The 25938-nt window shown below is 30.6% G+C and carries 24 protein-coding genes; 19 read left to right on the top strand and 5 right to left on the bottom strand.

Annotated elements, in window-relative coordinates; translation table 11 throughout:
- Positions 1 to 4 precede the first annotated feature (4 nt).
- From V8G69_RS05755 to V8G69_RS05740, 4 genes are read left to right on the top strand one after another with little or no spacing between them, the layout of a single operon-like run.
- The gene (locus tag V8G69_RS05755) at positions 5 to 247 is read left to right on the top strand and encodes a hypothetical protein (RefSeq protein WP_394880870.1); all 243 of its coding nucleotides are present in this window, start codon (positions 5 to 7) and stop codon (positions 245 to 247) included.
- Positions 244 to 1200 carry a methylenetetrahydrofolate reductase [NAD(P)H] gene (metF, locus tag V8G69_RS05750; protein ID WP_394880869.1) on the top strand — a complete coding sequence of 319 codons (957 nt, stop codon included), beginning with the start codon at positions 244 to 246 and terminating at the stop codon, positions 1198 to 1200. The genes V8G69_RS05755 and metF overlap by 4 nt, the downstream gene beginning before the upstream one ends.
- A gap of 36 nt (positions 1201 to 1236) precedes the next feature.
- A complete protein-coding gene (locus tag V8G69_RS05745; RefSeq protein WP_394880868.1) occupies positions 1237 to 2337 on the top strand; it encodes an acyloxyacyl hydrolase in 1101 nt (366 codons plus the stop codon).
- A complete protein-coding gene (locus V8G69_RS05740) occupies positions 2334 to 3080 on the top strand; it encodes a head GIN domain-containing protein (RefSeq protein WP_394880867.1) in 747 nt (248 codons plus the stop codon). The genes V8G69_RS05745 and V8G69_RS05740 overlap by 4 nt, the downstream gene beginning before the upstream one ends.
- Here V8G69_RS05740 and gldA read toward each other — a convergent pair whose 3' ends face one another.
- The gene (gene gldA, locus V8G69_RS05735) at positions 3081 to 3977 is read right to left on the bottom strand and encodes a gliding motility-associated ABC transporter ATP-binding subunit GldA (protein WP_394880866.1); all 897 of its coding nucleotides are present in this window, start codon (positions 3975 to 3977) and stop codon (positions 3081 to 3083) included. It abuts the gene before it with no gap.
- Positions 3978 to 4348: 371 nt separating this feature from the next.
- Here gldA and V8G69_RS05730 point away from each other — a divergent pair, with 371 nt between their 5' ends.
- The 5 genes from V8G69_RS05730 (at position 4349) to V8G69_RS05710 (ending at position 8931) form a co-directional block, all read left to right on the top strand.
- Positions 4349 to 5176 (top strand): prephenate dehydratase, encoded by an 828-nt coding sequence (locus tag V8G69_RS05730; protein WP_394880865.1) that lies wholly within the window; start codon positions 4349 to 4351, stop codon positions 5174 to 5176.
- Positions 5173 to 6318, top strand: a complete 1146-nt coding sequence (locus V8G69_RS05725; protein WP_394880864.1) for a pyridoxal phosphate-dependent aminotransferase — start codon at positions 5173 to 5175, stop codon at positions 6316 to 6318. The genes V8G69_RS05730 and V8G69_RS05725 overlap by 4 nt, the downstream gene beginning before the upstream one ends.
- Before the next feature lie 84 nt (positions 6319 to 6402).
- On the top strand, positions 6403 to 7254 hold the full coding sequence (locus V8G69_RS05720; RefSeq protein WP_394880863.1) for a prephenate dehydrogenase: 852 nt from the start codon (positions 6403 to 6405) through the stop codon (positions 7252 to 7254).
- 11 nt (positions 7255 to 7265) lie between these two features.
- The gene (locus V8G69_RS05715) at positions 7266 to 8348 is read left to right on the top strand and encodes a chorismate mutase (RefSeq protein WP_394880862.1); all 1083 of its coding nucleotides are present in this window, start codon (positions 7266 to 7268) and stop codon (positions 8346 to 8348) included.
- 61 nt (positions 8349 to 8409) lie between these two features.
- Positions 8410 to 8931, top strand: a complete 522-nt coding sequence (locus tag V8G69_RS05710) for a hypothetical protein (protein WP_394880861.1) — start codon at positions 8410 to 8412, stop codon at positions 8929 to 8931.
- 55 nt (positions 8932 to 8986) lie between these two features.
- Here the strand turns inward: V8G69_RS05710 and V8G69_RS05705 are convergent, their stop codons facing one another.
- A complete protein-coding gene (locus tag V8G69_RS05705) occupies positions 8987 to 9436 on the bottom strand; it encodes a hypothetical protein (protein ID WP_394880860.1) in 450 nt (149 codons plus the stop codon).
- A gap of 92 nt (positions 9437 to 9528) precedes the next feature.
- On the opposite strand from V8G69_RS05705, the gene rsgA reads away from it, so the two are divergent.
- The 10 genes from rsgA (at position 9529) to V8G69_RS05655 (ending at position 21586) form a co-directional block, all read left to right on the top strand.
- A complete protein-coding gene (gene rsgA / locus V8G69_RS05700) occupies positions 9529 to 10479 on the top strand; it encodes a ribosome small subunit-dependent GTPase A (RefSeq protein ID WP_394880859.1) in 951 nt (316 codons plus the stop codon).
- Complete coding sequence (dtd, locus tag V8G69_RS05695; protein WP_394880858.1) at positions 10480 to 10932, top strand: D-aminoacyl-tRNA deacylase; 453 nt, start codon at positions 10480 to 10482, stop codon at positions 10930 to 10932.
- Positions 10933 to 11445: 513 nt separating this feature from the next.
- Positions 11446 to 13368 (top strand): DUF3857 domain-containing protein, encoded by a 1923-nt coding sequence (locus tag V8G69_RS05690; protein WP_394880857.1) that lies wholly within the window; start codon positions 11446 to 11448, stop codon positions 13366 to 13368.
- A gap of 3 nt (positions 13369 to 13371) precedes the next feature.
- The gene (locus V8G69_RS05685) at positions 13372 to 15387 is read left to right on the top strand and encodes a DUF3857 domain-containing protein (protein WP_394880856.1); all 2016 of its coding nucleotides are present in this window, start codon (positions 13372 to 13374) and stop codon (positions 15385 to 15387) included.
- Positions 15387 to 15713: a nucleotide pyrophosphohydrolase gene (locus V8G69_RS05680; protein WP_394880855.1), complete on the top strand. Its 327-nt coding sequence runs from the start codon at positions 15387 to 15389 to the stop codon at positions 15711 to 15713. Before V8G69_RS05685 ends, V8G69_RS05680 begins: the two co-directional genes overlap by 1 nt.
- 52 nt (positions 15714 to 15765) lie before the next feature.
- Positions 15766 to 16989 (top strand): 3-phosphoshikimate 1-carboxyvinyltransferase, encoded by a 1224-nt coding sequence (locus tag V8G69_RS05675; RefSeq protein WP_394880853.1) that lies wholly within the window; start codon positions 15766 to 15768, stop codon positions 16987 to 16989.
- 82 nt (positions 16990 to 17071) lie between these two features.
- The gene (gene queA / locus V8G69_RS05670; RefSeq protein ID WP_394880852.1) at positions 17072 to 18121 is read left to right on the top strand and encodes a tRNA preQ1(34) S-adenosylmethionine ribosyltransferase-isomerase QueA; all 1050 of its coding nucleotides are present in this window, start codon (positions 17072 to 17074) and stop codon (positions 18119 to 18121) included.
- A 94-nt stretch (positions 18122 to 18215) separates the two neighbouring features.
- A complete protein-coding gene (gene rlmN / locus V8G69_RS05665) occupies positions 18216 to 19256 on the top strand; it encodes a 23S rRNA (adenine(2503)-C(2))-methyltransferase RlmN (protein ID WP_394880851.1) in 1041 nt (346 codons plus the stop codon).
- Positions 19257 to 19326: 70 nt separating this feature from the next.
- The gene (locus V8G69_RS05660; protein ID WP_394880850.1) at positions 19327 to 20304 is read left to right on the top strand and encodes a polyprenyl synthetase family protein; all 978 of its coding nucleotides are present in this window, start codon (positions 19327 to 19329) and stop codon (positions 20302 to 20304) included.
- Positions 20305 to 20536: 232 nt separating this feature from the next.
- Entirely contained in the window at positions 20537 to 21586 is a 1050-nt protein-coding gene (locus V8G69_RS05655) for a glycosyltransferase family 10 domain-containing protein (RefSeq protein ID WP_394880849.1), read from the top strand.
- Between the two features lie 64 nt (positions 21587 to 21650).
- Here V8G69_RS05655 and V8G69_RS05650 read toward each other — a convergent pair whose 3' ends face one another.
- The 3 genes from V8G69_RS05650 to V8G69_RS05640 all read right to left on the bottom strand — a co-directional run bounded on the left by V8G69_RS05650 (position 21651) and on the right by V8G69_RS05640 (position 25934).
- Positions 21651 to 23720 carry a response regulator gene (locus V8G69_RS05650; protein WP_394880848.1) on the bottom strand — a complete coding sequence of 690 codons (2070 nt, stop codon included), beginning with the start codon at positions 23718 to 23720 and terminating at the stop codon, positions 21651 to 21653.
- 323 nt (positions 23721 to 24043) lie between these two features.
- A complete protein-coding gene (locus V8G69_RS05645) occupies positions 24044 to 25000 on the bottom strand; it encodes a transglutaminase domain-containing protein (RefSeq protein ID WP_394880847.1) in 957 nt (318 codons plus the stop codon).
- A gap of 7 nt (positions 25001 to 25007) precedes the next feature.
- The gene (locus tag V8G69_RS05640; RefSeq protein ID WP_394880846.1) at positions 25008 to 25934 is read right to left on the bottom strand and encodes an alpha-E domain-containing protein; all 927 of its coding nucleotides are present in this window, start codon (positions 25932 to 25934) and stop codon (positions 25008 to 25010) included.
- Positions 25935 to 25938 lie beyond the last annotated feature (4 nt).

Here is a 25938-nt window from a genome sequence, read left to right as displayed (position 1 = left end):
TATAATGAAAGATAAATTTATAGAATTAACATTGGGTAGTTATATCATATCTCATGGGTATAGTAAAAACAAAGAAATGATGGAGCCAATTTCTTCAGAAACTTTTTCTAAAAAAATTATCCCCATTTCGAGAATAAAATCTATAAGCGAAAAATATATTTTGACAGATTATGTTGATGGAAGATGGATTTATTGGGAGTACAAAGAAGATTATGATTATTTAAAAAAGATACTGATCAGTAAATGAAAGTAACAGAGCACATAAAAAAAGCCAACGGAAAAACATTATTTTCTTTTGAAATTATACCACCTCAAAAGGGAAGAAATATTCAGGAATTATATGATAACATAGATCCTTTAATGGAGTTTAACCCACCTTTTATTGATGTTACCACTTCTAGAGAAGAATATGTGTATATTGATAAAGGACAAGGGCTTTTAGATAGAAAAATTACGCGTATGCGTCCTGGCACAGTGGGTATTTGTGCTGCGATTAAACATAAATACAATGTAGATACTATACCACATGTATTGTGTGGTGGATTCACAAAAGAGGAAACAGAATACGTATTGGTGGATTGTCATTATTTAGGTATTGAAAATGTGATGGCTTTACGTGGTGATGCTATGAAACATCAGCAATATTTTGAACCAGCTGAAGGAGGACATACCTATGCTTCTGAACTTGTAAAACAAATGAGCGATTTAAATAGAGGTAAATATTTACATGATGTTGTGGAGTCTGATTATAAAACGAATTTTTGTATTGGAGTTGCTGGTTATCCTGAAAAACATTTAGAAGCACCATCATTAAATACCGATTTAAAACGTCTTAAAGAAAAAGTTGATGCCGGAGCCAATTATGTGGTGACACAAATGTTTTTTGATAATGCTAAGTACTTTGAGTTTGTTGAAAAAGCTAAACAAGCAGGAATCAATGTGCCAATCATTCCTGGAATAAAACCTATTGCAGTTAAACGCCATTTACAATTATTGCCTCAGGTTTTTAAAATTGATATACCTGAAACGTTAATTCAAGAAGTTGAAAAATGCAAAGACAACAATCAAGTACGTCAGGTTGGTATAGAATGGGCTGTTAAGCAATCACAAGAGCTGCTTAAAGCGGGTGTGCCGGTGTTGCATTATTATTCAATGGGTAAAAGTGATAATATAAAAGCTATTGCGTCGCAAATATTTTAATTAATCTCTTATTTTTGTGACACAAGCAACCTGTTAATGAGGCTATTTCTTACTGGAGTTTTTTGTTTTTTGTTCAATATAATTTTTTCCCAAGAAAATAAGGAAAGTTCATATTTTGATATTAATTATTTTAAAGGAAATATTGCTTTACACAATAATGATATTCTGCACTTAATAACTGGCCATCCAGAAGGTGTTATATTAAGTTACAACAAAAAAACATTTGGAAAAAATGCTTGGGAACAACGTTTTAACTATCCGGATTATGGTTTTTCGTTTGCTTATCAGAATTTAAAAAATGATGTTTTAGGGAATAATTATTCATTGTATGCACATTATAATTTTTACTTTTTAAAACGAAATTTAATGTTTCGCATAGGTCAGGGATTGGCATTAACCACTAATCCTTACGACAAAGAAACCAACTACCGCAACAATGCTTTTGGTTCAAAAATTATGAGCAGTACTTTTGTTATGCTCAACTTTAAGAAGGAACGAATTATTGATAAGTTTGGTTTACAGGCAGGTTTTTCAATGATTCATTATTCAAACGCTAACGTAAAAGCTCCAAATACCAGCATTAATTCAATAACACTTAATCTTGGAGTGACTTACAATTTAAATAATGAAGAACCAGAATTTATTGTAGCTGACAGTAATGAAATCAACAAAAATTTTACAGAGCCTATAAAGTATAATTTTGTTTTTAGAAGTGGCATTAATGAAAGTGATATAGTTGGTAGTGGGCAATTTCCATTTTATGTAGTGTCTGCTTATGCCGATAAGCGTATCAATCAAAAAAGCGCTTTACAATTTGGAACGGACGTGTTTTTCTCTAATTTTTTAAAAGAATATATTTATTACAGGTCAGTTTCTTTTCCAGAAGAACCTACCAGCGGAGATGAAGACTATAAGCGAGTTGGATTGTTTGTTGGACACGAATTGTTTGTAAATAGAATATCATTGGTAACCCAATTAGGCTACTATGTGTATTACCCGTTTGATTTTGAAGGAAGAACTTATATAAGAGTTGGATTGAAACGCTATTTTGGTGATAAGTGGTTTGGAGCTTTAACCTTGAAAGCACATGCGGCCAAAGCCGAAGCTGTCGAATTTGGTGTTGGTGTAAGATTATGAAAAAAATAATATACATAGTATTCATATTTTTTCTCTTTTCATGTAATAGTGAAAATGCAGGCGATTGTTTTCAAACCTCAGGAAAAATAATTCAGGAAGAAATAAGTTTAGATGCCTTTGATAAAATTTTGGTGAATCGTGATGTTGAATTAATCATAGAAGATGGTATTACTCAAAAAGTAATGATAGAAACAGGGAAAAATTTAATGAACGATGTAGAAGCTATTGTGGTTGATGGCAAATTGATTTTAACTGATAATAACAGCTGTAATTATGTGAGAGATTATGGCATTACAAAAGTATATGTAACCTCTCCAAAAATAACCGAGATAAGAAGTTCTACACAATATGATGTAAGTTCAAATGGAGTTTTAACATATCCAAGTTTAACTATTTTGTCTGAAGATTATAATGCCCCAGACACATTTACTGTTGGGAATTTCAGGTTGCAGCTAGATAACATAAGTTTCAATGTGGTGTTTAATAATTTATCTAATTGCTATGTTTCTGGTAATACAAATAATTTAAATGTAACTTTTGCAGCAGGAGCATCAAGGTTTGAAGGAAGAAATCTTATCGCTCAAAAAGTGAACATATGGAACAGAAGTTCAAACGATATGATTATGAATCCTATTCAGGAAATAAAAGGTAAAATTTCAGGAACTGGCGATGTTATTTGTGTTAATCATCCACCAATTGTTGAGGTAGAAGAACAATATAAAGGACGTCTTATTTTTGAATGATTATTTACTTGTTAAATCTCTAAACAAACTTTCTAAACTGGCATTTTTCTGATTCAATTGTAAAATCTTAAGTTTATTATCATGTGCAAAATCAAACACATGAGGGCGCATATCTTCAGACGTTTTAAAGGTGATTTCATACACAAAACCATGAGTATTTATTACATTCTTGACTTTAGGTAAATTATTTAAAAAGGCATCTTCAACTCTGTAATCAAACTCTACAATAACGGTTTGTTCCTCACCATCACGTAATTCTTGCAATTTTTTATTGGCAACAATTTCACCTTTGTTAATGATAATCACGCGGTCGCACATAGCTTCCACTTCCTGCATAATGTGTGTTGATAAAAACACAGTTTTAGTTTTTCCTATAGTTTTTATCAAGTTTCTTATATCTACCAACTGGTTTGGGTCTAGTCCAGTTGTGGGTTCGTCTAGAATTAAAACATCAGGGTCATGCAATAATGCGCAAGCTAAACCAACACGCTGGCGATATCCTTTAGAGAGTTGTCCTATTTTTTTATGTACTTCAGGCGTTAATCCAGTAAGCTCAATAACTTCTTTAATGCGTTCTTTTGAAACGTTGTAAACCTGTGCATTAAAGTTTAAATACTCTTTAATATACATGTCTAAATACAAAGGATTATTTTCTGGTAAATAGCCTACACTTTTTTGAACATTTTTCGAATCTTCATTAACATCAAAAGAGTTTACCTTAATAGAACCTTCTGAAGCATTGATGAAAGTGGTCAAAATTTTCATCATAGTTGATTTTCCGGCACCATTTGGTCCTAAAAAACCAACAATTTCTGGTTTTGAAACCTTAAAAGATATATTATTTAAAGCTTTTTGGCTTCCGTAAAGTTTTGAAACACCATTTACTTCTATCGACATATTAAAATTATTTGTTCAAAAATAATGATTATATAATTTATTTGGAGCTTTGCCTTAAATTCTTTAAAACTTTTAAATTTATTGTAAAAAAATCTTTATACAATTTTGATTTGTTAAAATATTATTTACTTTAGCCACTCATTATGAAACATCCGTAATGAATTCTTAATAAATCAGGAATTATAAATTGGATGTTGCATGTGACCTTTGAAAAACAATATAATAAACACGTGAAAACAACATTAGGTTACACATATTTTAGCAATTTTTTTTATTTCTTTTTTAGTAAAGAGATCGAGACTTTGTATGTGTAATTTATAAGAAATAAATTTGAATATAAGTCTCGATGGAAATCGGGACTTTTTTTATATATGATAAAAACAGTTGCCATACAAGGAGTAAAAGGATCATTCCATCACATTGTGTCTCAGGAGTTTTTTAACAAACCTGTTGAAGTCATTGAATGTTTAACATTTGATGAGGTGGTTGAATCCTTAATAAGCAAAGAAAGTGATGCCGTTATTATGGCGTTAGAAAATTCTATTGCAGGGTCTATCATTCCAAATTACGCTTTAATAAATAAATATGATTTGCACGTTGTTGGAGAGCATTATTTAGATATTCAGCATAACCTAATGGCATTGCCCGGACAGGATATTAATGACATCAAAGAAGTGTATTCGCATCCTATGGCATTGTTGCAATGTATGGATTTCTTTAAGGCATATCCACATGTTAAATTGGTTGAAGATAAGGATACAGCAGAAGTGGCCGAAAGAATCCATAAGCACCAGTTAAAGAACATTGGAGCAATTGCAAGTGTTATGGCTGCAAATATTTTTGAGTTGGATATTTTAGCACACAGCATTCAAACCATCAAGCATAATGAAACAAGGTTTGCTATTGTAAAAAGACAAAATTCAGAAATCCCGGAAGATCAAATTAATAAGGCTTCTTTAAAATTTGAGACAGATCATAAAAGAGGAAGTTTAGCGACGATTTTAAATGTTATGAGTGATTGTAAGTTGAATTTAACAAAAATTCAATCTTTACCAATTATTGAAACTCCTTGGAAATACTCTTTTTTTGTTGACGTGACCTTTGAAAATTACACTGATTTTGTGAAAGCAAAATCAATATTAAATATTATGGCTCAAGGACTTAAAATATTAGGTGAATATAAAAATGCAAAGTTATGATTGAAGTAGCTAACAGATTGCATACTGTTGAAGAATACTATTTCTCAAAAAAATTGAGAGAAGTTAATTTGCTTATTGCAAATGGGAAACCAATTATAAATTTAGGAATTGGAAGCCCAGATTTGGCACCGCCTCAAAAAGTAATTGAAGCTATTACAAATAGTCTTCAAGATCCAAATGCACATAAATATCAGAGCTATCAAGGTTTGCCAGAATTGAGAGATACCATGGCAGCATTTTATAAAGATCACTTTAATGTGTCGTTGAATCCGGCAAATGAGATTTTACCATTAATGGGTAGCAAAGAAGGTATCATGCATATCTCAATGGCTTATTTAAATGAAGGCGATGAGGTTTTAATTCCTAATCCAGGTTACCCGACTTATGAATCCGTTACCAAATTAGTTGGTGCTAAACCTGTATTTTATGAATTGGATGCCGCAAATAATTGGTCACCAAATTTAAAAGCCTTGTCTCAAAAAGATTTAAGTAAGGTGAAAATTATGTGGGTAAACTATCCTCATATGCCAACAGGAGCCATGCCAAGCAAGTATTTATTTGAAGAGTTAGTAGCTTTTGGTAAAAAACATAACATTTTAATTGTAAATGATAATCCTTATAGTTTTGTTTTAAACGAAACGCAACAAAGCCTTTTAAGTGTTCCTGGAGCAAAAGAAGTTTGTTTAGAGCTTAACTCTTTAAGTAAGACTTTTAATATGGCTGGTTGGCGCGTAGGAATGGTCATTGGAGACAGTAAGCATATAAGTAATGTTTTAAAAGTGAAAAGCAACATGGATTCCGGAATGTTTTATGGAATTCAAAAAGGAGCCATTGAAGCTTTAAAGTGTACAAAAATGTGGTTCTCTACTTTAAACAGTGTTTATAAGCAACGCAGAGATTTGGTGTGGCAGTTAGCAGATACCTTAAATTGTACCTATGATAGAGAAGCAACAGGATTATTTGTTTGGGCAAAATTACCATCAGGTTTAAAATCAGAAGAATTTATAGATTCAGTACTTTATAATAATCATATATTCATAACTCCAGGAACTATTTTTGGAAGTAAAGGAGAAGGCTATATTCGTTTTTCTTTATGTGCAACCACTGAAGTTTTAGAAGAGGCAATTGCAAGATTTAAATAAAATGAAGCATAAAGATTCAAATATAGAAAAGATTAATTCCATGCAAATTGCATGCGATATTATTAAAACAATAAAAACAATCAGATGAAAAATGTATACATCATAGGTGTTGGATTAATTGGAGGAAGCATGGCTTTAGATTTAAAAAAGCTAAATCCAGATGTTGTCATTCATGGGTTGGATTATAATCCGGTTCATCTTGAAGAAGCTCTTGCTTTAAAAATTATCGATGAGAAAGTAGAGTTTGCCGATTTGAAAAATGCTGATTTAGTTATTCTTTCAATTCCCGTAGATGCTTCAACAAATCTAATATTAAGTATACTTGATACCATACCAGATAATGCTTTGGTTGCCGACGTAGGTTCAACAAAATTAGATATTTGTAAAATGACTACAAATCATCCAAAACGAAGAAATTTTTTAGCGATGCATCCTATTGCAGGTACCGAATTTTCTGGACCAAAAGCAGCCATTAGCGGTTTATTTCAAAATAAAGCCAATATTATTTGTGAAGTAGAAAAGACTGCTTTTAAACTTCAGGAAAAAGCTTTAAAGTTATTCGCCGAAATGGGTATGCGCATCAGATATATGAATCCGGAAGCTCATGATAAACATATTGCATATGTATCACATTTATCACATATAAGTTCTTTTATGCTAGGTAAAACTGTTATTGAAAAAGAAAAAAATGAACGTGATATTTTTGATATGGCCGGCAGTGGATTTGCTTCAACAGTTAGATTAGCTAAAAGTTCACCAGCCATGTGGGCTCCTATTTTTAAGCAAAATAAAGCCAATGTTGTTGAAACATTAGAAGAGTATATTAATAACCTCACTCACTTTAAAAATTTAATGCAGGATGATAATTTCGAAGAAATTTTTAATGAGATGAAAAACACAAATTACATAAAAGAGATATTAAAAGGAATTGCTTAAGCATTAAAATTATGGAAAACAAGAAAGAGTTAAGAAGCTGGTTAGATGACTTAAAATTAAGTCACCCGTTAGTAATTGCAGGACCTTGCAGTGCGGAAACAGAAGAGCAAGTATTAAGAATTGCAAATCAATTAAAAGATACCGATGTTAATTATTTTAGAGCAGGTATTTGGAAACCAAGAACACGTCCAGGAATGTTTGAAGGAGTTGGTGCCTTAGGATTGAAATGGTTACAAAAAGTAAAGGCAGAAACAGGAATGAAAATTGCAACAGAAGTTGCAAATGCAGCTCATGTAAAACTTGCTTTAGAGCATGATGTGGATTTGTTATGGGTTGGAGCACGTTCAACAGTTAGTCCTTTTATTGTTCAGGAAATTGCAGATGCTTTAGAAGGAACTGATAAAATTGTTTTGGTTAAAAATCCAGTTAACCCAGATTTGTCATTATGGTTAGGTGCTATTGAACGTTTAGCTAAAGCTAATATTAAAAAATTAGGTGTTATACACAGAGGGTTTTCAACGTATGAAAAAACAAAATACAGAAATAACCCAGAATGGCAATTAGCTATAGAATTGCAAACAAAATTCCCAGATTTACCAATAATAAACGACCCATCGCATATTACAGGTAGAAGAGATATGATTTTTGATGTATCTCAAACAGCATTAGATTTAAATTTTGATGGATTAATGATTGAAACACATGACGATCCTGATAATGCATGGAGTGATGCTTCTCAACAAGTAACGCCAAAAGTTTTGGTTCAAATTATGAAAGATTTAAAAATCAGAAAGGAAACTGATCCTGAAACTGAATATAATAAGTCTTTAGATAATTTAAGAGCTCAGATTGATATTGTTGATAATCAAATTATTGAATTATTAGGAAAGCGTATGAAGGCAGCTGATGGAATTGGGGCGCTTAAAAAACAAAAAAATGTCGCAGTGTTACAGTCTAAAAGATGGAATGAAATTTTAGGTAAAATGGTTTTGGAAGGAGAATCTAAAGGATTAAGTGAAGAGTTTATTTTAAAAATGTTTAAAGCCATTCACCAAGAATCTATTAATCATCAAGAAAAAATTATTAACAGTTAAAATTTATATTCATAATATTAACATTTAATTTGTATAATTGCATAAATTTTAAGAAAACGACATGAAAAAAACTTTATTTTTAGTATTCACGTTAGTTACAACACTAATGAGTGCACAAGTTGATAAAATCTTTAAGCATAATGGAGAAACTGTTGAAGGAAAAGTTATTAGACTTGAAGAATATACCGTAGATTTTGTATATGAAGGCGAAGTTGCTGAAAATACTATAGGGAAATATGCCATAGAAAAAATTATTTATGGATCCAGTGGACGAGTTGAAGAAATTACTGAAAAAATTGATGTAAGTGGAAAAGATGGTTGGCAAAATGTAGTTATACTTGAAGAGAAAAGTTACATCGCTGGTTTGAAAAAAGGGGAAGAAATTAGAGGAAAAACAGGATTAATTAATTTTCAAACAGGTAATACAGGTGACAGAAAAGCGGATAAAAAATTAAAAATGGCTGCGGCAGAACTTGATTGCCCTTTTATTTTATTGACAGCTGATAAAACTACAGTAGGAGCAAATTCAAATTTATTGGGAGGTTCACAATCGATCAAGAAAGGTGTTGCCTACAAATACTAAAAAATATTATTTTCATAAAAAAGCCTCACATTTGTGAGGCTTTTTTTAGTCTTTATTATTGCTTGTTTCTTTTAAAAATATAGCGCGTAATAAATATACCTTGCCCGTCATCTTTACCGCCATCACTTTCAACAGCACTGTTAACAAAAGCCAGTTCCCAGCCTTCTTCTATCATTGTGTTAATTTTTGAAGCAATTACAGCATCATTAGCAGCAATATTTTGGAAACGAATACCACCAATGTTGTAAAAGTTTAATAGTTTGGTTTCATCAAAATCCTTAACTCTAATTTCGCTTCTATCAGATTTATTACGAGTGTTATCCTCTTCGGTTTGTGTTGAGGTGAAATCTTTATAGTTTTTATCCTCATTAGCACTGATTATTCTTGAACGGCCTAATCCACTAGGAACAATGGATTCAACACTAGTTACTACTTTGTACTCTACCTGAGCTTTAACATCAATAAATGAAACTAAAAAAAATGTGATAAATAATAATTTTTTCATGTTGTTTAAGGATTTTTTGTTTAAGACTTAAATTTAGACTTTTTGTTACATTGAAATGTTGTTAATTTGTAAAATTGAAACTATTAAATTGAATGACAGGACTTGTTTATAAATCTACAGGAAGTTGGTATACTGTAAAAACCGATTTAGGAGAAACTTATGAGTGTAGAATAAAAGGTAAATTCAGGATAAAAGGAATTAAAAGCACCAATCCAATTGCCGTAGGAGATGTTGTAGATTTTGAGTTGGAAACTGATAATAATCAAGTGTCCGGAATTATTAATAATATTCATGATCGAAACAATTATATTGTTCGAAAATCGGTTAACTTATCTAAGCAAACACACATTATTGCAGCAAATATTGATCAGGTTTTTTTAATGATTACTATTAATAATCCACCAACTTTAACCAGTTTTATTGATAGGTTTTTAGTCACAGCAAATGCCTATTCCGTAAGAATAGTATTGCTTTTTAATAAAATCGATACTTACGATGATGACGCCCTTAATGAAGTTAAATATTTAGCACATGTTTACAGAAAAATAGGGTATGAATGTATAGAGGTTTCGGCAGTTAATGGAAAAAATTTAGAAAAGGTTAAAGCATTAATGCATGACAAAGTGAGCATGTTTTCTGGTCACTCGGGTGTTGGTAAATCTACTTTAATTAACTCTATAGAACCTTCTTTAGATATTAAAACAAAAGAAATTTCAACACTCCATATGCAAGGACAACATACAACCACTTTTGCAGAAATGTTTGATTTAAGTTTTGGAGCCAAAATTATAGATACACCTGGAATAAAGGGGTTTGGTGTGGTTGATATGGATAAAGAAGAAGTTGGCGATTATTTTCCCGAATTTTTTAAATTAAAGCAGCATTGCAAGTTTAATAACTGTTTACATATCCAGGAACCTCATTGTGCAGTAAAAAAAGCTTTGGATAATAATGAGATAGCTTTTTCAAGATACAGGAGTTATTTACAGATTTTAGAAGGAGAAGACGAACATTACAGAACTGATAATTTTGAAAGAGAATAAATGAAAGTAGTTATTCAACGTGTTTTAAAAGCAAATGTTTCTGTTGAAGAAACAAAAATTGCTTCTATTGATAAAGGCCTTTTAATCTTGTTAGGAATTGTTGAAGATGACAATTATGAAGACATAAAATGGCTATCAAACAAAATTGTCAATCTACGCATATTTGGAGATGCAAATGATGTCATGAATCTATCGTTATTAGACGTTTCTGGCGATGCTATTGTGGTAAGTCAATTCACGCTTCACGCTTCCACAAAAAAAGGAAATAGGCCTAGCTACATTAATGCTGCTAAACCAGATATAGCAATTCCGTTATATGAAGCTTTTTTAAAGCAATTCCAATTAGATTTAGGAAAACAAGTTCAAACAGGTGAATTTGGTGCAGATATGAAAGTTGAATTGCTAAATGATGGACCTGTTACAATAATCATTGATTCTAAAAATAAAGAATGATGATTAATATTAAGGTGTCTTATAATCTTAAAAAATTGAATTTTAATTATTTTGGGTAAAACTTAAACTGAGTAAGCATACTTGAGTAAACTTCCGATTTAAAAGAAGTTGCAAGATCTAAAATAGAGTTCACAAATAGAGTTATAAAACATATTAATCCTAATAAAGTGAGAAAATCAAGAACTCTCATGAACTCATAGTGAGTTGGTTTTTTTTTTTTCATTTTGGTTGGCTGGTTGGTTAGTGTAAGCTAATATAATAATTTTTTTAACACATCCTTAACATTTGCTATTTATTTTAATGATAATCAGTTGTTTATGTAATTTTAATGTGTTTTTAAAATGAAAAAAGCAACTTTATTTTTGTGGGATTTAATTCATTTTCTTACATTATTTCGTTATATTTGATATACGATTTTTAATGCAACTAAATAATAGCTAAAGGTTTTTAAAAGTCTAATAATTAAGTCTCTCAAGAAATAAATTATAGATGTTTACATTGAACTGATAGTATATGTTTATTAAAAATGTTTTAAGTGTCCTGCTTATTTTTGCCAGTTTTTCAGTCTTACCACAAGAAAATTTCTATTCAAGTTTAACAATTCCTGATAATCTAACTAAGAATGCCAATGCTGTTCTAAGAGTTGATGAAACACAAATTGAAATTTTATCAATCAAGAGTTTGAAGCATCATTATAGGCGGGTTGTTACTATTTTAAATAAAGAAGGGGATAAATTTTTAAAGGCTTACGTTTATTATGATGATAAAATCAATGTAAAAACTTTAAAAGCTACTGTTTATAATGCATTTGGTTTTGAGATAAATAAATTTAAAAAATCAGATTTTAAAGATGTTGCCGCTGTAAACGACTTTTCATTATATGAAGACAGTAGAGTTAAATACCTAGAATATACCCCGATAAATTACCCTTATACTGTTGAATTTATTTTTGAAACTGAAACCGAAAACACAGCTTGGATTCCATTTTGGCGACCTTTGGAAGGATATCATATAAGTACAGAAAATAGTACTTACAAAATAACCTATGATACTTCAATAGGTATAAAATCAAAAGAAAAGCAATTTTCAGATTTTAATATTGTTAAAGATAATAGAGACGGGATTTTAAGTTATAAAGCTGAAAATATTGAAGCTTTAAAGCAAGAAGATTATAGTCCTATTTTTAGAGAGTTTTCTCCAAGCTTGCTGGTTAGCCCAATTAATTTTAATTATGAAAATTATTCAGGCTCTATTAACGATTGGGATAATCTTGGAAAATGGATTAACGACAATCTATTAGCAGGAAGAGCAACAGTTACGGCAGAGACAGAAAATTTAATTAAAAAACTTGTTGAAGGTGTAAGTGATCCTTTAGAATGCGCAAAAATTGTTTACAAATTTGTGCAGGATAATACCAGGTATATTAGTGTACAAGTGGGTATTGGCGGCATTCAGCCATTTCCAGCCTATGAGGTTGACAAGGTAAAGTACGGAGACTGTAAGGGTTTAACAAATTACACGAAAGCATTGTTAAAAATTGTTGGAGTTGATTCATATTATACAGAAGTGTATGGAGATGATGAGAGCCAAGTAAGTTTGGAGCAAGATTTCGCGTCTCTTTTAGGTCAAGCGAATCATGTAATACTTAACATTCCAACAGAAAAAGGAGGAGATATTTGGTTAGAATGTACTAGTCAAAAAACGCCATTCGGCTTTATAGGCGATTTTACTGATGATAGAGATGTTTTTGTTATAACACCAGAAGGAGGAAAAATTAAACACACCAAAAAGTATACTGTTAAAGAAAATGAACAAATAACAAAAGGAAGTTATACGATTTTAAATGATGGAGGTATTGATTTAGAAGGCGTTATTGTTTCAAAAGGAATTCAATACGATGATAAGTATGGGATGGAAGTTCTTCCAGAGCGAGACTTAGAGGTCTACTATAAAAAGCGTTGGAATTACATTAATAATATTGAATTGAATAAAAAAGGAATTTTGAATGATAAAGATAGCATTCAATTTAAAGAGTCTATAAAATTCAATGCAACTAATTATTCGAAAATTGTTGGTGATAGAATTTTATTTACTGTAAATGCTCTAAATAGAAATAAAGAAGTTCCTGACCGATATAGAGAACGAAAATTACCTCTAAAAATTTATAGAGGTTTTAAAGATATTGATGAGGTTGAAATTAATCTGCCAGCAGATTATAAAATAGAATCATTACCTCAAAACGTAAAAATCGAGAATAAATTTGGGTATTATTCTTTTTATATTGCTGTTAAAAATGACAATACAATCCTTTATAATAGACAATTTGTTGTAAACGATGGAGAGTTTCCAAAAGAAGATTATGATGAGTTTAGAAACTTTTATAAAGAAGTATCAAAATTTGATAATATCAAAATAGCTTTAATTAAAAAACTCTAATAAATGAAATCAGTATCTTTTTTTATTCTGTTAAGCTTTAGCATAACAGTATTTTCGCAAAACTATGATTTTGGTAAAGTATCGGTAGATGAACTTGAAGAAAAATTTAACCCGCAAGATTCGTCGGCCAATGCAACCTATTTGTATAAGAATAGAAGAACATATTTTGTATATAACCAAAACGAAGGATTTCAACTTGTAACAGAGATTCAAGAACGTGTAAAAATATATAACCAAGAAGGTTTAGATTATGGAACTATAGAAGTTAGGCTTTATAAGGAAGGAGGTGACGATGAGAAACTTTCAAATTTAAAGGCTTATTCATATAATTTGGAGTCTGGGAAAGTTGAAGAAACTAAACTCAATAAAGATGGAATATTTAAAACAGAACTAAGTAAATATACTGAGCAAGTAAAATTTACAATGCCAAATTTAAAAGGAGGTTCTGTAATTGAATATAAATACACAATTACATCTCCTTTTTTTTGGAATGTTGAAGATTTTGTGTTTCAATATGACATTCCTGTAAAAAAGATAGAAGCACAGTTTGAATCGCCAGAATATTATAATTTCAAGATAAATGCAAAAGGATTTTTGAGTGTAATTCCAAAAGTCACAGCTAAAAATGATAAAGTAACTTTTACTAATAAGTATAGAGATCAATCAGGAGGGTTTGGGTATGTATCTAAAACTTCTTACGAAACTTCAGATTTAAATTTTATCACCAACATTACATCTTATAATCTTTCAAATATACCAGCATTAAAAGAAGAACCATTTGTAAATAATATTAATAATTACAGGTCTTCTATTCAATATGAGTTGTCGTATACCAAATTTCCTCAGTCTCCTTTAAAATATTATTCAACAACATGGGAAGATGTTGTTAAAACCATTTATGAAAGCCCAAGCTTTGGTAGTGAATTAGATAAAACAGGTTATTTTGAAGATGAAATTGACCCGCTAATTTCAAACATATCAAGCCCTTTAGAGCGAGTTGCTTTAATATATGAATTTGTAAAAAGTAAAGTTAAATGGAATGGTTATTACAGTAAATATACAAATGATGGTGTAAAAAAAGCTTATAAAGAACAAGTGGGTAATGTAGCCGAAATTAATTTGATGCTAACATCCATGTTGCGTTATGCAGGTTTAAGAGCCTATCCTGTTTTAGTTAGTACAAGACAAAATGGTATTCCGTTATTTCCCACCAGAGAAGGATATAATTATGTGATTTCTTATGTGAATCTTCCTGAAGGAACAATATTATTAGACGCTACAAATAAATATAGTTTGCCTAACATATTGCCTTATAGAACTTTAAATTGGCAAGGTAGAATTATTGCTGAACAAGGGGGGTCAGAATTAATCGATTTATATCCTAAGGAGGGTTCTAAAAACACTATTACTATGATGGTTAATTTAGATGGAAATGGAAATATTGAAGGTAGTTTTAGGAGTATGAAAACAAATCACGACGCATTACTTTATAGAGAAAAGTATAATGATGTAGATAAAGATGATTATTTAGAAAAAATTGAAAATAAATATAATGGTTTAGAAATTTCAGATTTCAATGTAATAAATGCATTAGAACTTTCTAAACCAATTGTAGAGTCCTATAAATTCTTTAAAGAAAGTCAGGCAGATATCATAAGAGATAAAATTTATTTTTCACCTTTGTTTTTTTTAAGAACATCATCAAATCCTTTTAAATTAGAAAAAAGAGAATTTCCTGTAGATTTTGGATATCCATCTTCTAGTATGTATCGATTTATTATTAAATTGCCTGATGGATATAAAGTTGAATCAACACCAGAACCAGTTATTTTAGCGCTGCCAGATAATTTAGGGGTTTTTAAATATAATATATCTATTTCTGGGGCATCAGTTCAATTAGTTGTTAATACAGAAATTAATGAATCAATTATATCTCCTATGTATTATGATGTTTTAAAAGAGTATTTTAAACAGATGATAGAAAAAGAAAATGAACAAATAGTATTATCAAAAATATAATGAACATACAAAATGCACAAAAAGTTGTAGATGATTGGATTAAAAATCATGGAGTTCGCTATTTTAATGAGCTTACCAATATGGCTCAACTTACTGAAGAAGTAGGAGAAGTAGCTCGTATCATTGCTCGTCGTTATGGCGAGCAAAGTGAAAAAGAAAGTGATAAAGATAAAGACCTTGGAGAAGAACTGGCCGATGTATTGTTTGTTGTGTTGTGTTTGGCAAACCAAACAGGAATTGATTTACAAGAAGCTTTTGATAAACGAATGGACAAAAAAACCAAGAGAGACCACGATAGGCATCATAATAACAAAAAATTAAAATAATTTATAAGTATATTTGAACGCTTCTTTTAAGAAGCGTTTTTTAATAGTTTATATGAGCATTATACTTCAAAAATCTACCATACAAAAGAATTCTTTCATTGAAATAACTGGTTCTAAAAGTGAATCCAACAGATTGTTGTTATTACAGGCTTTATATCCAGAATTGCAAATTGAAAATATTTCAAATTCTGATGATAGCCAATTAATGACGAGTGCTTTAAAATCAACGTCCAACATTATTGACATTCATCATGCAGGTACTGCCATGCGATTTCTAACCGCTTTTTTTGCCATTCAAGAAGGTAAAACCATTACACTCACAGGATCTTCTCGTATGAAAGAACGCCCCATTAAAATTTTGGTAGAAGCTTTAAAATCTCTTGGTGCTCAAATTGAATATTTAGAAAATGATGGATTTCCGCCATTAAAGATTATTGGAAAAAAAATAACGAAGCATAAAGTTGTACTTCAGGCTAATGTTAGCAGTCAATATATTTCTGCATTATTGCTTATCGCATCAAAACTTGAAAATGGTTTGGAATTAACACTTGAAGGAGAAATCACATCAATTCCATATATAAAAATGACCTTAAGTCTGTTGGATGAAATTGGAGTTGAGTCATCTTTTATAGATAATGTAATCACTGTAAAACCAAATACTAATCAACTAAAACAAAAGAAACTTACAGTAGAATCAGATTGGTCATCAGCATCCTATTTTTATTCAATTGTTGCCATTTCAGAAATAGGAACTCAAATAACCCTTTCAAGTTATAAAGAGCATAGTTTGCAAGGAGATTCTGCACTGGTAGATATTTATAAATACTTTGGTATTACAACGGTTTTTAAAGGCAATTCGGTGGTATTAACAAAGGAAAATAATAATCTTGAACCTTTAACTTTAGATTTGAGAAATGCACCAGATATAGCCCAAACCATTGCGATTACTTGTTTAGCCTTAGGTATTCCATGTGATTTAACCGGACTTCATACATTAAAAATCAAGGAAACAGATAGGTTAGTAGCTTTGAAAACTGAAATTGAAAAACTAGGTGGAGAAGTGAAAATTACTGATGAGTCTTTACATCTTTCAGAGGCTAATTCTATTAGAGAAATGGTTTCAATTTCTACATACAACGACCACAGAATGGCCATGGCATTTGCTCCATTAGCTTTAAAAACCCCTATTGTTATTGAGAATGAGGAGGTTGTTTCTAAATCATTTCCAACTTTTTGGAACGACTTAAAAACCTTAGGATTTGAAATAACTCAATAATAATCACATAAATACTTGACAAGGCCTACTTTCAGATTGTATATTTGCACCCTTTCAAAAAAACAATAAAACAAACAAACACATGAAATTATCACACTTTGGCTTCAATTTACCAGATGACTTATTAGCAGAATATCCAGCTGAAAACAGAGATGAATCGCGTTTAATGGTCATTGATAGAAAGAAACAAACTATAGAGCATAAATTATTTAAAGATATAATTGAATATTTTGATGAAGACGATGTGTTAATACTAAATAACACAAAAGTGTTTCCAGCAAGATTATATGGTAACAAAGAAAAAACTGGTGCCAGAATCGAAGTGTTTTTATTAAGAGAATTAAATGAGGAACAACGTTTGTGGGATGTTTTAGTTGACCCAGCTCGTAAAATTCGTATTGGAAACAAGTTATATTTTGGTGATGATGATACGTTGGTAGCTGAAGTTATTGATAATACAACCTCAAGAGGACGTACTTTGCGTTTTCTTTTTGATGGTTCATATAAAGAATTTCGCAGAAAGTTAAATGAGCTAGGAGAAACGCCTCTTCCAAAATATATTAAAAGAAAAGTTGAGGCAGAAGATGAAGAACGTTATCAAACAATTTATGCAAAAAATGAAGGTGCAGTAGCAGCACCAACAGCTGGTTTGCATTTCTCAAAACATTTATTAAAACGTTTAGAAATTAAAGGTGTAAACTTTGCAGAAGTAACATTGCATGTAGGTTTAGGAACTTTTAATCCTGTTGAAGTAGAAGATCTTTCTAAGCATAAAATGGATAGCGAAGAATTACAAATTAATTCTAAAGCTGTTGAAGTTGTTAATAAAGGGATAAAAAATAAAAAACGTGTTTGTGCTGTTGGTACAACAGTTATGAGAGCCATTGAAAGCTCTGTTTCATCAAATGGGATGCTAAATGAAATTGATGGATGGACAAATAAATTCATTTTTCCTCCATATGATTTTAGTATTGCTAATTGTATGATTACTAATTTCCATACTCCAAAATCAACACTTTTAATGATGGTATCTGCCTTTGCGGGACATGATTTAATTAAAAAAGCGTATGCTGAAGCTATCAAAGAAAAATATAAGTTTTACAGTTATGGTGATGCCATGCTAATCTTATAATTTAACACATTAAATTAAGCCTTGTTTTTACAAGGCTTTTTTATGCTTTCTAAAATCGTAATTCGATTACCGTTTTACTACTTTTGCAATACTTATGGCAACAGCAAAAAAAGACATACGCGCTTTAACAAAAGAGCAACTCAGGAATTTCTTTGAGCAACAAGGTGATAAAGCTTTTCGTGGCAATCAGGTATATGAATGGTTATGGCAAAAATCGGCCTATACTTTTGATGATATGACCAATCTCTCAAAAGATACCAGGCACATGTTGGAAACTTATTTTGTTATTAACAACATAGAAGTAACAACCATGCAGCGAAGCAGTGATGGGACCATAAAAAATGCTGTAAAACTTCATGATGGATTGATTGTTGAATCTGTTTTAATTCCAACAGCAACACGAACTACAGCATGTGTATCCAGTCAAGTGGGTTGTAGCTTAGATTGCAGATTTTGTGCAACAGCGCGTTTAAAACGTATGCGTAACTTAAATCCGGATGAGATTTATGATCAAGTTGTTGCGATTGATAAAGAAAGTAAATTATACTTTAACAGACCTTTAAGCAATATTGTATTTATGGGAATGGGCGAGCCTCTTATGAATTACAATAACGTAATAAAAGCCATTGATAAAATAACATCGCCTGAAGGATTAGGAATGTCACCTAAACGCATTACGGTTTCAACGTCTGGTGTACCTAAAATGATAAAAAAAATGGCAGATGATGAAGTTAAATTTAATTTAGCGGTGTCATTACATTCTGCAATTGATGAGGTTCGTACAAGCATAATGCCCTTTAATGAAACTTTTCCACTCAATGATTTAAAAGAAGCCTTACAGTATTGGTATACAAAGACCAATCGACAAATAAGTTATGAGTATGTGGTTTGGAAAGGGATAAACGATAGTCAAGAGGATATTTATGCATTTGTAAAATTTTGTAAGTATATCCCTTGTAAAGTTAATATTATTGAATATAACCCTATTGATGATGGCGAGTTTCAGCAAGCATCAAGTGAGGCATTACAGCAGTATATATATCATTTGGAAAAAAATAGAATTGTTGTAAACGTTCGTAGAAGTAGAGGTAAAGATATTGATGCAGCATGCGGCCAATTGGCAAATAAATCGTAATATTCAATCGTGTAATGGTTGTAAACAATCATTAATAATTTCAATGTAAATAGTATCTTTGATTCTTCACATGAAGATTGTAGAACAAATAAAACAGCCCATTGCTTACGAGATGGAACTTTTTGAACAAAAGTTTCAACTTTCCATGTCTAGTAAAGTAGCACTTCTTAACAGGATAACGCATTATATAGTTAATAGAAAAGGCAAACAAATGCGCCCCATGTTTGTGTTTTTGGTAGCAAAAATGGTTTCTAACGGGGAAATTAGTGAACGTACTTATAGAGGAGCATCGGTTATAGAATTGATTCATACAGCAACGTTGGTGCATGACGATGTGGTTGATGACAGTAATCGCAGACGCGGCTTTTTTTCTGTAAATGCCCTTTGGAAAAATAAAATAGCCGTTTTGATTGGTGATTATTTACTATCGAAAGGGTTGTTGCTGTCTATTGATAATAATGATTTTGACTTGCTTAAAATTATTTCAATCGCCGTTCGAGAAATGAGCGAAGGTGAATTACTTCAAATAGAAAAAGCCCGTAAGTTAGATATTACTGAAGGTGTTTATTATGAAATAATTCGTCAAAAAACGGCAACACTTATAGCAGCATGCTGTAGCTTGGGGGCAGCCTCTGTAAAACCCGATTCTAAGCATGTTGAAGATATGCGTCGATTTGGGGAACTAATTGGTATGGCGTTTCAAATAAAGGATGATTTATTTGATTATGGTGAAAGTGAAATTGGTAAACCTACAGGTATTGATATTAAAGAACAAAAAATGACCTTGCCTTTAATATATGTGTTGAACCAAGCAGAAAAAAAGGACAAAAATTGGTTGATTAATTCAATAAAAAATCACAATAAAGATACCACTCGTGTTAAAGAAGTTATTGCTTTTGTGAAAGCAAATGGAGGTTTAGAATATTCTATAAATAAAATGAAGCAATTTCAAACGGAGGCTTTGCAAATTCTTAAAACCTACGAAGTTTCTGATTATAGAAATTCACTGGAATTAATGGTGAATTATGTGATTGACAGGAAAAAGTAATAAAATTTTGTTGTGTTTTGTTCTGAAATATGGCTAGTTTTAAAATTAAATTTCGTTGATAATTTATATCCCATATTATTCGATTTGCTATAACTGGTTTACTATACAAAGTTGAATGGGGTATGGCAACTGATATGAAATTTTAAAAGATGGGTAAGAAATAATTGTTTAGTTATACTAGTGCTTAGCCATATTTTATTAAAAACTTAAATGATATTAAAAGACTATATTGATGTATAAAGTTAAATTCACTCCTTACCGGAAAAGTGCTGGCGAAATTATGCTTCGACAAACTAAAGATGGCAAAGGAATTTCTTCTAATGGTCGTTATCAATTTTTTATTGATGAAAATATTGAAGAACCAGATTTTTGGGTTGTTCAAGGCAAAGGTCTTCGTAAAAACGAATCAACTAAAGTAGCACCAGAAAACACCCTTTTATTAACTACAGAGCCTAAATCGGTACTTGTATATCCACAAAAATACATAAAACAGTTTGGAGCAATATGTTCTTGCCAAGAGCGAACTAAACATAAGAACTTAATTTTAGGTCCAGCAATTCTTCCATGGTTTGTTGGGTTTAAAAAATCAAAAGATAATAAGTTTATATCTTCTTTAACTTATGATGATTTACTTAATAGCGAAACTCCTGAAAAAACGAAACTTATTTCTGTTATAACAAGTAATAAAGCATTTACACAAGGCCATCTTGATAGAATAGAATTTGTTGAGAAACTAAAAGCACGTTATGGAGATAAAATTGATGTTTTTGGAAGTGGTTATCGTAATTTTGATGATAAATGGGATGTTTTAGCTCCTTATAAATATCATATTTCTATTGAGAATTCTTCACAAAAGCATTATTGGACAGAAAAAATATCAGATTGTTTTTTAGCAGAAACATATCCTATTTATTATGGTTGTACAAATCTTTCCGATTATTTTCCTGAAGGTGCTTTTCAGCCTATTAACATACATAATTTTCAAGAGGCAGTTGCAATAATCGACAAAATAATTGCTGAAGATATCTTTGAACAAAAACAAGCTGATTTAAAAGCGTGCAAGGAAATGGTGCTAAATGAATATAATATGTTTGATTATGTAGCAATGCTATGCGATAAGATGAATCCAGCATTGACTAAGAAAAAGACGGTTATAAAGCCTTGTCGATCTATAGATGACTGGCATAATATATACAATTATTTGATAAAATTTTCGCTGTTTAAATGGAAGCAAAAAATTAAAGAAATAGTTAAAGGAAAATCTCCATTATATCAAAAATAAGGTTTCGTTTTTTAAGTTTGGTTAGAGAAGAATCATTTTAATTAATCCATTCCCTATTTATCATTCAAGTATTTATACCTTTTCTTAAATCAACTCTTGGGTTTAATTCGTTATAATCCAATGAAGTCAATATAAAGTTGAAGAGTTGTTCTTTAGTGAATGGTTTGGTTATATAATTATTCATTCCAGAGTCTAAAGACTTGGCAATGGCCTCTGGAGTTACATTGGCTGATAGTCCAAAAATTTTAAGTTCTGTATTAAACTTTCTAATTAAACGAGTTGCTTCAAAACCGTCCATTTCGGGCATGTGTATATCCATGAAAATAATATTGTAATTGTTGTTTTTAGCTTTTTCAATGGCAATTTTACCGTTCAGAGCAATGTCAACATCTATTTTAACATCTTCAAGGATTTTTTTAAGTATCACAATATTCATTTTGTTATCATCAACAATTAAAACTTTTAAATGGGAAAGATCTATGTTTTCATAGGTCTCTTTGATACTATGGACATGTTGGTTTTCGGCTGTTTTAAAAACCACTGAAATTTCAAATTTAGAGCCATGGTTTAAAACACTTTCAACAGAAATGGAGCCTCCTAATAAAGTAGCAAGCTCTTTGCTAATAGCCAACCCAAGACCACTGCCTTCATATTGTTTTTTTAAGGGACTTTCTATTTGGGAAAATCTGGTAAAAACGGAATGCATTTTGTTTTTTGGAATGCCAATTCCAGAATCCTCTATAGTTATTATTATTTTTGATTTATTAAAAACTTGTTCTTCAACATAAGATATAACAATACCTCCTTTGTCTGTAAATTTTGAAGCATTTTTAAGAATATTTATTACAATTTGTGACAGTTTGTTTGGATCGCCTATTACATTTACACCAAAGGGTTCTTTAAATTTTGAAATAACATAAAGATTTTTTTCTGAAAACAGATGCTTATAAGTGTCTACTAATTCTTGAATTTTTTGTGATGGATTGAAATAAATTTCTTCTAACTGGATATTTCCAGATTCTATTTTATCGATTACTAAAATATCATTAATAATGGATAGTAGATTTGTTGAAGATTTATCCAACAAGTCAATATATACTTTATCTGTTTTGTTTAATTCACTTTTTTTTATAATTTGAACAAATCCTAATACGGCATGAAGTGGCGTTCTGATTTCGTGGCTCATATTAGATAGAAACTCAGACTTGACTTTAGATGCTTTTATAGCAATACGTTTTTCCCTTTTTAAATTTTGATTGGATTTTGATAATGCCTTACTATATCTTATGGCACGTTTAGTCTCGTCTTTGGCTTTTATGTAAAAATAAATAAGCGAACTAATCAGTAGAGCCAAAAATATGCCAGCAATTAAAAAATATTTAATAAAAATAAATCGATCTGTTATAAATAATGATTGTGTTGGGTACATTTTAAAACTCCAATATTTATCATGAAGTTTATCGATTAAAATTCTGTCTTCAAAAATGAAACCAGCGGTATTTTTTGTTTGGCTTTGTTTATTGAATTCATAAAAAAGAGTGCCGTCATAATCTGTCATCTCTATGGTATACTCCTTGAGTTCTTCAGCAAAGTGGTTAAGATGGTCCGTAAAGTCCATGCCACCAGTTATTGTGCCTTGAAACTTGTTTTTAAAATATACTGGAATGTCAATTAAAAAGGCTTGACCACCTTGCGTCAATTTTGCCCATGGTGTTATATTGATAGTGTTACTATGTCTATGTTCAATCCACTCTTTTTTTCGATAACCCACTTTTGAAATATCTAAATCAATGGCGTTTTCGTTTCCCTTTAAGGGTTCTATTTTTCTTATAACCATCAAGGAATCAATCCATTCAATGAAATGAAAAGATGGATTTTGTTCCAACAGTAATTTCGCATCATTTTCCCAATATTTAAAATAGTTGCCATTGGTAAATTCAAACCGCATTTTTAGGTTCTTTAAGCGCTCTATATCGTTATTGAGAATGAATTTAAATTCTTGTAAAGCTGTTTTCCCAGATGCAACCAAATCATCTTTTATATCTTTCTCGTAGGAATTAATTAAACCATTCCAAATTGCCAATACAAATATTAGAATTATAACAAATGAGACTATAGGAACGATTGTTCCCATTTTAATGGGGTTTTTAAACACTTTATATATTTTTGGCTTTAAAAAATAGAATTAAAATATTTTTAACAAAACTACAATTAATTCGATTAATAACCTAATTTTTCGACAAACAGCCAAATTAATTTAATAAAATTCTTACAAAATATTTTAATTTCTGAAATTCAATAAATTATGATTTTTGTTAAGCTTAAGCTGTATTTTGTGTTTTTTAAATTTAACAATGAATTTTCTGCTTTATTAAAATAGTTCCCAATCCAATTTTTACTAAAAATCACTTGAATTAAGATGTAGATGTTTAGTGGCATTAAAGCTCACAACAAGTTTTATTGCTGTTGTTGCTGATGTTGTTGAATAATTTCTAAATTTTGACGGTAACTATTAACATCTTCGGGTTTTTCATTATTACTAATAAATTGTAATGGATCAATAGTGTCTCTAGTAGTGCTTACTTTTACTTTTACTATCAATTCTTCTTCAACTTTACCTTTAAAAACACCTTTAACTGGCGAACAATCATTATAGTTTCTACCTGCCGCTAAACGTACATGGTTTTCATTTGCAATAGCGTTATTTGTTGGGTCAAAACCAAGCCAACCATAAAACGGGATATAAGCTTCTATCCAAGCATGTGTTGCTCCATCGCCTCTGGTAATTGTACCATTTGGACAAATATAACCACTTACATATCTGGCAGGAATTCCTAGCATTCTTACCATTTGTAACATAATATTTGTAAAATCTTGACAAACTCCAGATTTTAAATTCCAAATTTCATCAATTGTGGAATCAATTGTGGTAACACCTTTTATATAATTGAAATTTGTATATATATATTCACAAAGTTCAAGCAAAATTTTAAAAGGTGTTAATGTATTTAGGTCTTTTGATTTAATCCATTCTAAAATATCTTGAGTGCCACCAAAGGGTTTATGTTTTAAAAAATCGATATAAAACGTGTTGTTTTTAAGTAATTTTAGGGCATCCCATTGTAATGAAGCTTCAGTTAAATCTTCAGGAAATATTTTTGGGTACGTAATCACCTCAATATCAGATTCAATAGCAAGAAGGCTATGAGGTTCAATAATCATAAAAGTGCCAACTACATTATTGTAAAAGTCAAGATAGGTATCAATTAATGGATTGGTGTTAATGTTTATTCTTTGATAGGCTACCTTTTGAAAATTGTCATTTATAGGATATAACTTAATTTGGTTTGCTGCATCAATAACCGTACTGCTATAATTATATTGGGTAAGGTGTTTTATATAAAATGTTGCCATTATAAATTTAATTTGAATGTGAAAAATATACGGTATTAATACTTAACGAGATATTTTTAATGTCTTCTTTAATCCCTAAGATGAAATTGTTAAGTCCTTGTTCATTAATGCCTTCAATAGTTGTATATTTTATGGTGCTTTCAAGTTTCCCTAATAAAAATTCTGTGTTATTTCTGTCAAGTTCATTAGTTTCAATAAGTTGGTTTACATATCTGCTTAACTTGTTTACACAGTAATACATGGACCGTGGGAATAACTTGTCTTGAAAAATCATTCTTATTACATGGTTTTCTTGAAACGATGATTTATGGGTTTTTAAATATAACTGGTATCCACCAACAGAGAGCAACAAATTTTTCCAATAAAAACTTTGTTCTAAACTGTCAGATGTTTTAGCAATTTCCATGAGTTTTATGGCTGTGAAATCGGAAATTTGAATTACACGTTCCAAAAATTTACCAACATTAATAAAATAATATGAGGATCCACGTTCTTGGGTAATATCACAAGTTCCATAATACATGAGATGATATTTTTTGAGTTCATCTAAAAATACAATGGGATCTTCTTCATGCAATTTGGCGATTAAATCTTTACGAGTTAAGTACAGGTAATAATTGTTTATGCAGAGCCATAATTCTCTTGAGATATGCTCTTGAACACTTCTTGCGTTTTCTCTTGCTTTAGTAACTAAATTTAATATAGAATTGGGATTGCCTAAATTGAAAACCAAAAATTCAATACATTCAATAGCATCTTCGGTATAAAACTCTTCTCCAGAAGCATTATAATTTTGGATAATAGGCGTCCATGAGAATAATTCTGGAGAATCTTGATTGGCATAAAAATTTACTTTTAGTAAACTTAAAATACCATTACCACGCTCCATATATCGTTCCATCCAAATGAGATTATTTGCTACTCTACTTAACATACAC

It is taken from the genome of Gaetbulibacter sp. M235, from assembly GCF_043876835.1.
GTDB lineage: Bacteria > Bacteroidota > Bacteroidia > Flavobacteriales > Flavobacteriaceae > Yeosuana.
This window is presented reverse-complemented; position numbering and strand designations above follow the sequence as displayed.

Excerpts from the sequence above, each read along its gene's own strand:
- V8G69_RS05755 (WP_394880870.1), top strand. The coding sequence starts at position 5 with ATGAAAGATAAATTTATAGAATTAACATTGGGTAGTTATATCATATCT.
- metF (WP_394880869.1), top strand. The coding sequence starts at position 244 with ATGAAAGTAACAGAGCACATAAAAAAAGCCAACGGAAAAACATTATTT.
- V8G69_RS05745 (WP_394880868.1), top strand. The coding sequence starts at position 1,237 with ATGAGGCTATTTCTTACTGGAGTTTTTTGTTTTTTGTTCAATATAATT.
- V8G69_RS05740 (WP_394880867.1), top strand. The coding sequence starts at position 2,334 with ATGAAAAAAATAATATACATAGTATTCATATTTTTTCTCTTTTCATGT.
- gldA (WP_394880866.1), bottom strand. The coding sequence starts at position 3,977 with ATGTCGATAGAAGTAAATGGTGTTTCAAAACTTTACGGAAGCCAAAAA.
- V8G69_RS05730 (WP_394880865.1), top strand. The coding sequence starts at position 4,349 with ATGATAAAAACAGTTGCCATACAAGGAGTAAAAGGATCATTCCATCAC.
- V8G69_RS05725 (WP_394880864.1), top strand. The coding sequence starts at position 5,173 with ATGATTGAAGTAGCTAACAGATTGCATACTGTTGAAGAATACTATTTC.
- V8G69_RS05720 (WP_394880863.1), top strand. The coding sequence starts at position 6,403 with ATGAAAAATGTATACATCATAGGTGTTGGATTAATTGGAGGAAGCATG.
- V8G69_RS05715 (WP_394880862.1), top strand. The coding sequence starts at position 7,266 with ATGGAAAACAAGAAAGAGTTAAGAAGCTGGTTAGATGACTTAAAATTA.
- V8G69_RS05710 (WP_394880861.1), top strand. The coding sequence starts at position 8,410 with ATGAAAAAAACTTTATTTTTAGTATTCACGTTAGTTACAACACTAATG.
- V8G69_RS05705 (WP_394880860.1), bottom strand. The coding sequence starts at position 9,436 with ATGAAAAAATTATTATTTATCACATTTTTTTTAGTTTCATTTATTGAT.
- rsgA (WP_394880859.1), top strand. The coding sequence starts at position 9,529 with ATGACAGGACTTGTTTATAAATCTACAGGAAGTTGGTATACTGTAAAA.
- dtd (WP_394880858.1), top strand. The coding sequence starts at position 10,480 with ATGAAAGTAGTTATTCAACGTGTTTTAAAAGCAAATGTTTCTGTTGAA.
- V8G69_RS05690 (WP_394880857.1), top strand. The coding sequence starts at position 11,446 with ATGTTTATTAAAAATGTTTTAAGTGTCCTGCTTATTTTTGCCAGTTTT.
- V8G69_RS05685 (WP_394880856.1), top strand. The coding sequence starts at position 13,372 with ATGAAATCAGTATCTTTTTTTATTCTGTTAAGCTTTAGCATAACAGTA.
- V8G69_RS05680 (WP_394880855.1), top strand. The coding sequence starts at position 15,387 with ATGAACATACAAAATGCACAAAAAGTTGTAGATGATTGGATTAAAAAT.
- V8G69_RS05675 (WP_394880853.1), top strand. The coding sequence starts at position 15,766 with ATGAGCATTATACTTCAAAAATCTACCATACAAAAGAATTCTTTCATT.
- queA (WP_394880852.1), top strand. The coding sequence starts at position 17,072 with ATGAAATTATCACACTTTGGCTTCAATTTACCAGATGACTTATTAGCA.
- rlmN (WP_394880851.1), top strand. The coding sequence starts at position 18,216 with ATGGCAACAGCAAAAAAAGACATACGCGCTTTAACAAAAGAGCAACTC.
- V8G69_RS05660 (WP_394880850.1), top strand. The coding sequence starts at position 19,327 with ATGAAGATTGTAGAACAAATAAAACAGCCCATTGCTTACGAGATGGAA.
- V8G69_RS05655 (WP_394880849.1), top strand. The coding sequence starts at position 20,537 with ATGTATAAAGTTAAATTCACTCCTTACCGGAAAAGTGCTGGCGAAATT.
- V8G69_RS05650 (WP_394880848.1), bottom strand. The coding sequence starts at position 23,720 with ATGGGAACAATCGTTCCTATAGTCTCATTTGTTATAATTCTAATATTT.
- V8G69_RS05645 (WP_394880847.1), bottom strand. The coding sequence starts at position 25,000 with ATGGCAACATTTTATATAAAACACCTTACCCAATATAATTATAGCAGT.
- V8G69_RS05640 (WP_394880846.1), bottom strand. The coding sequence starts at position 25,934 with ATGTTAAGTAGAGTAGCAAATAATCTCATTTGGATGGAACGATATATG.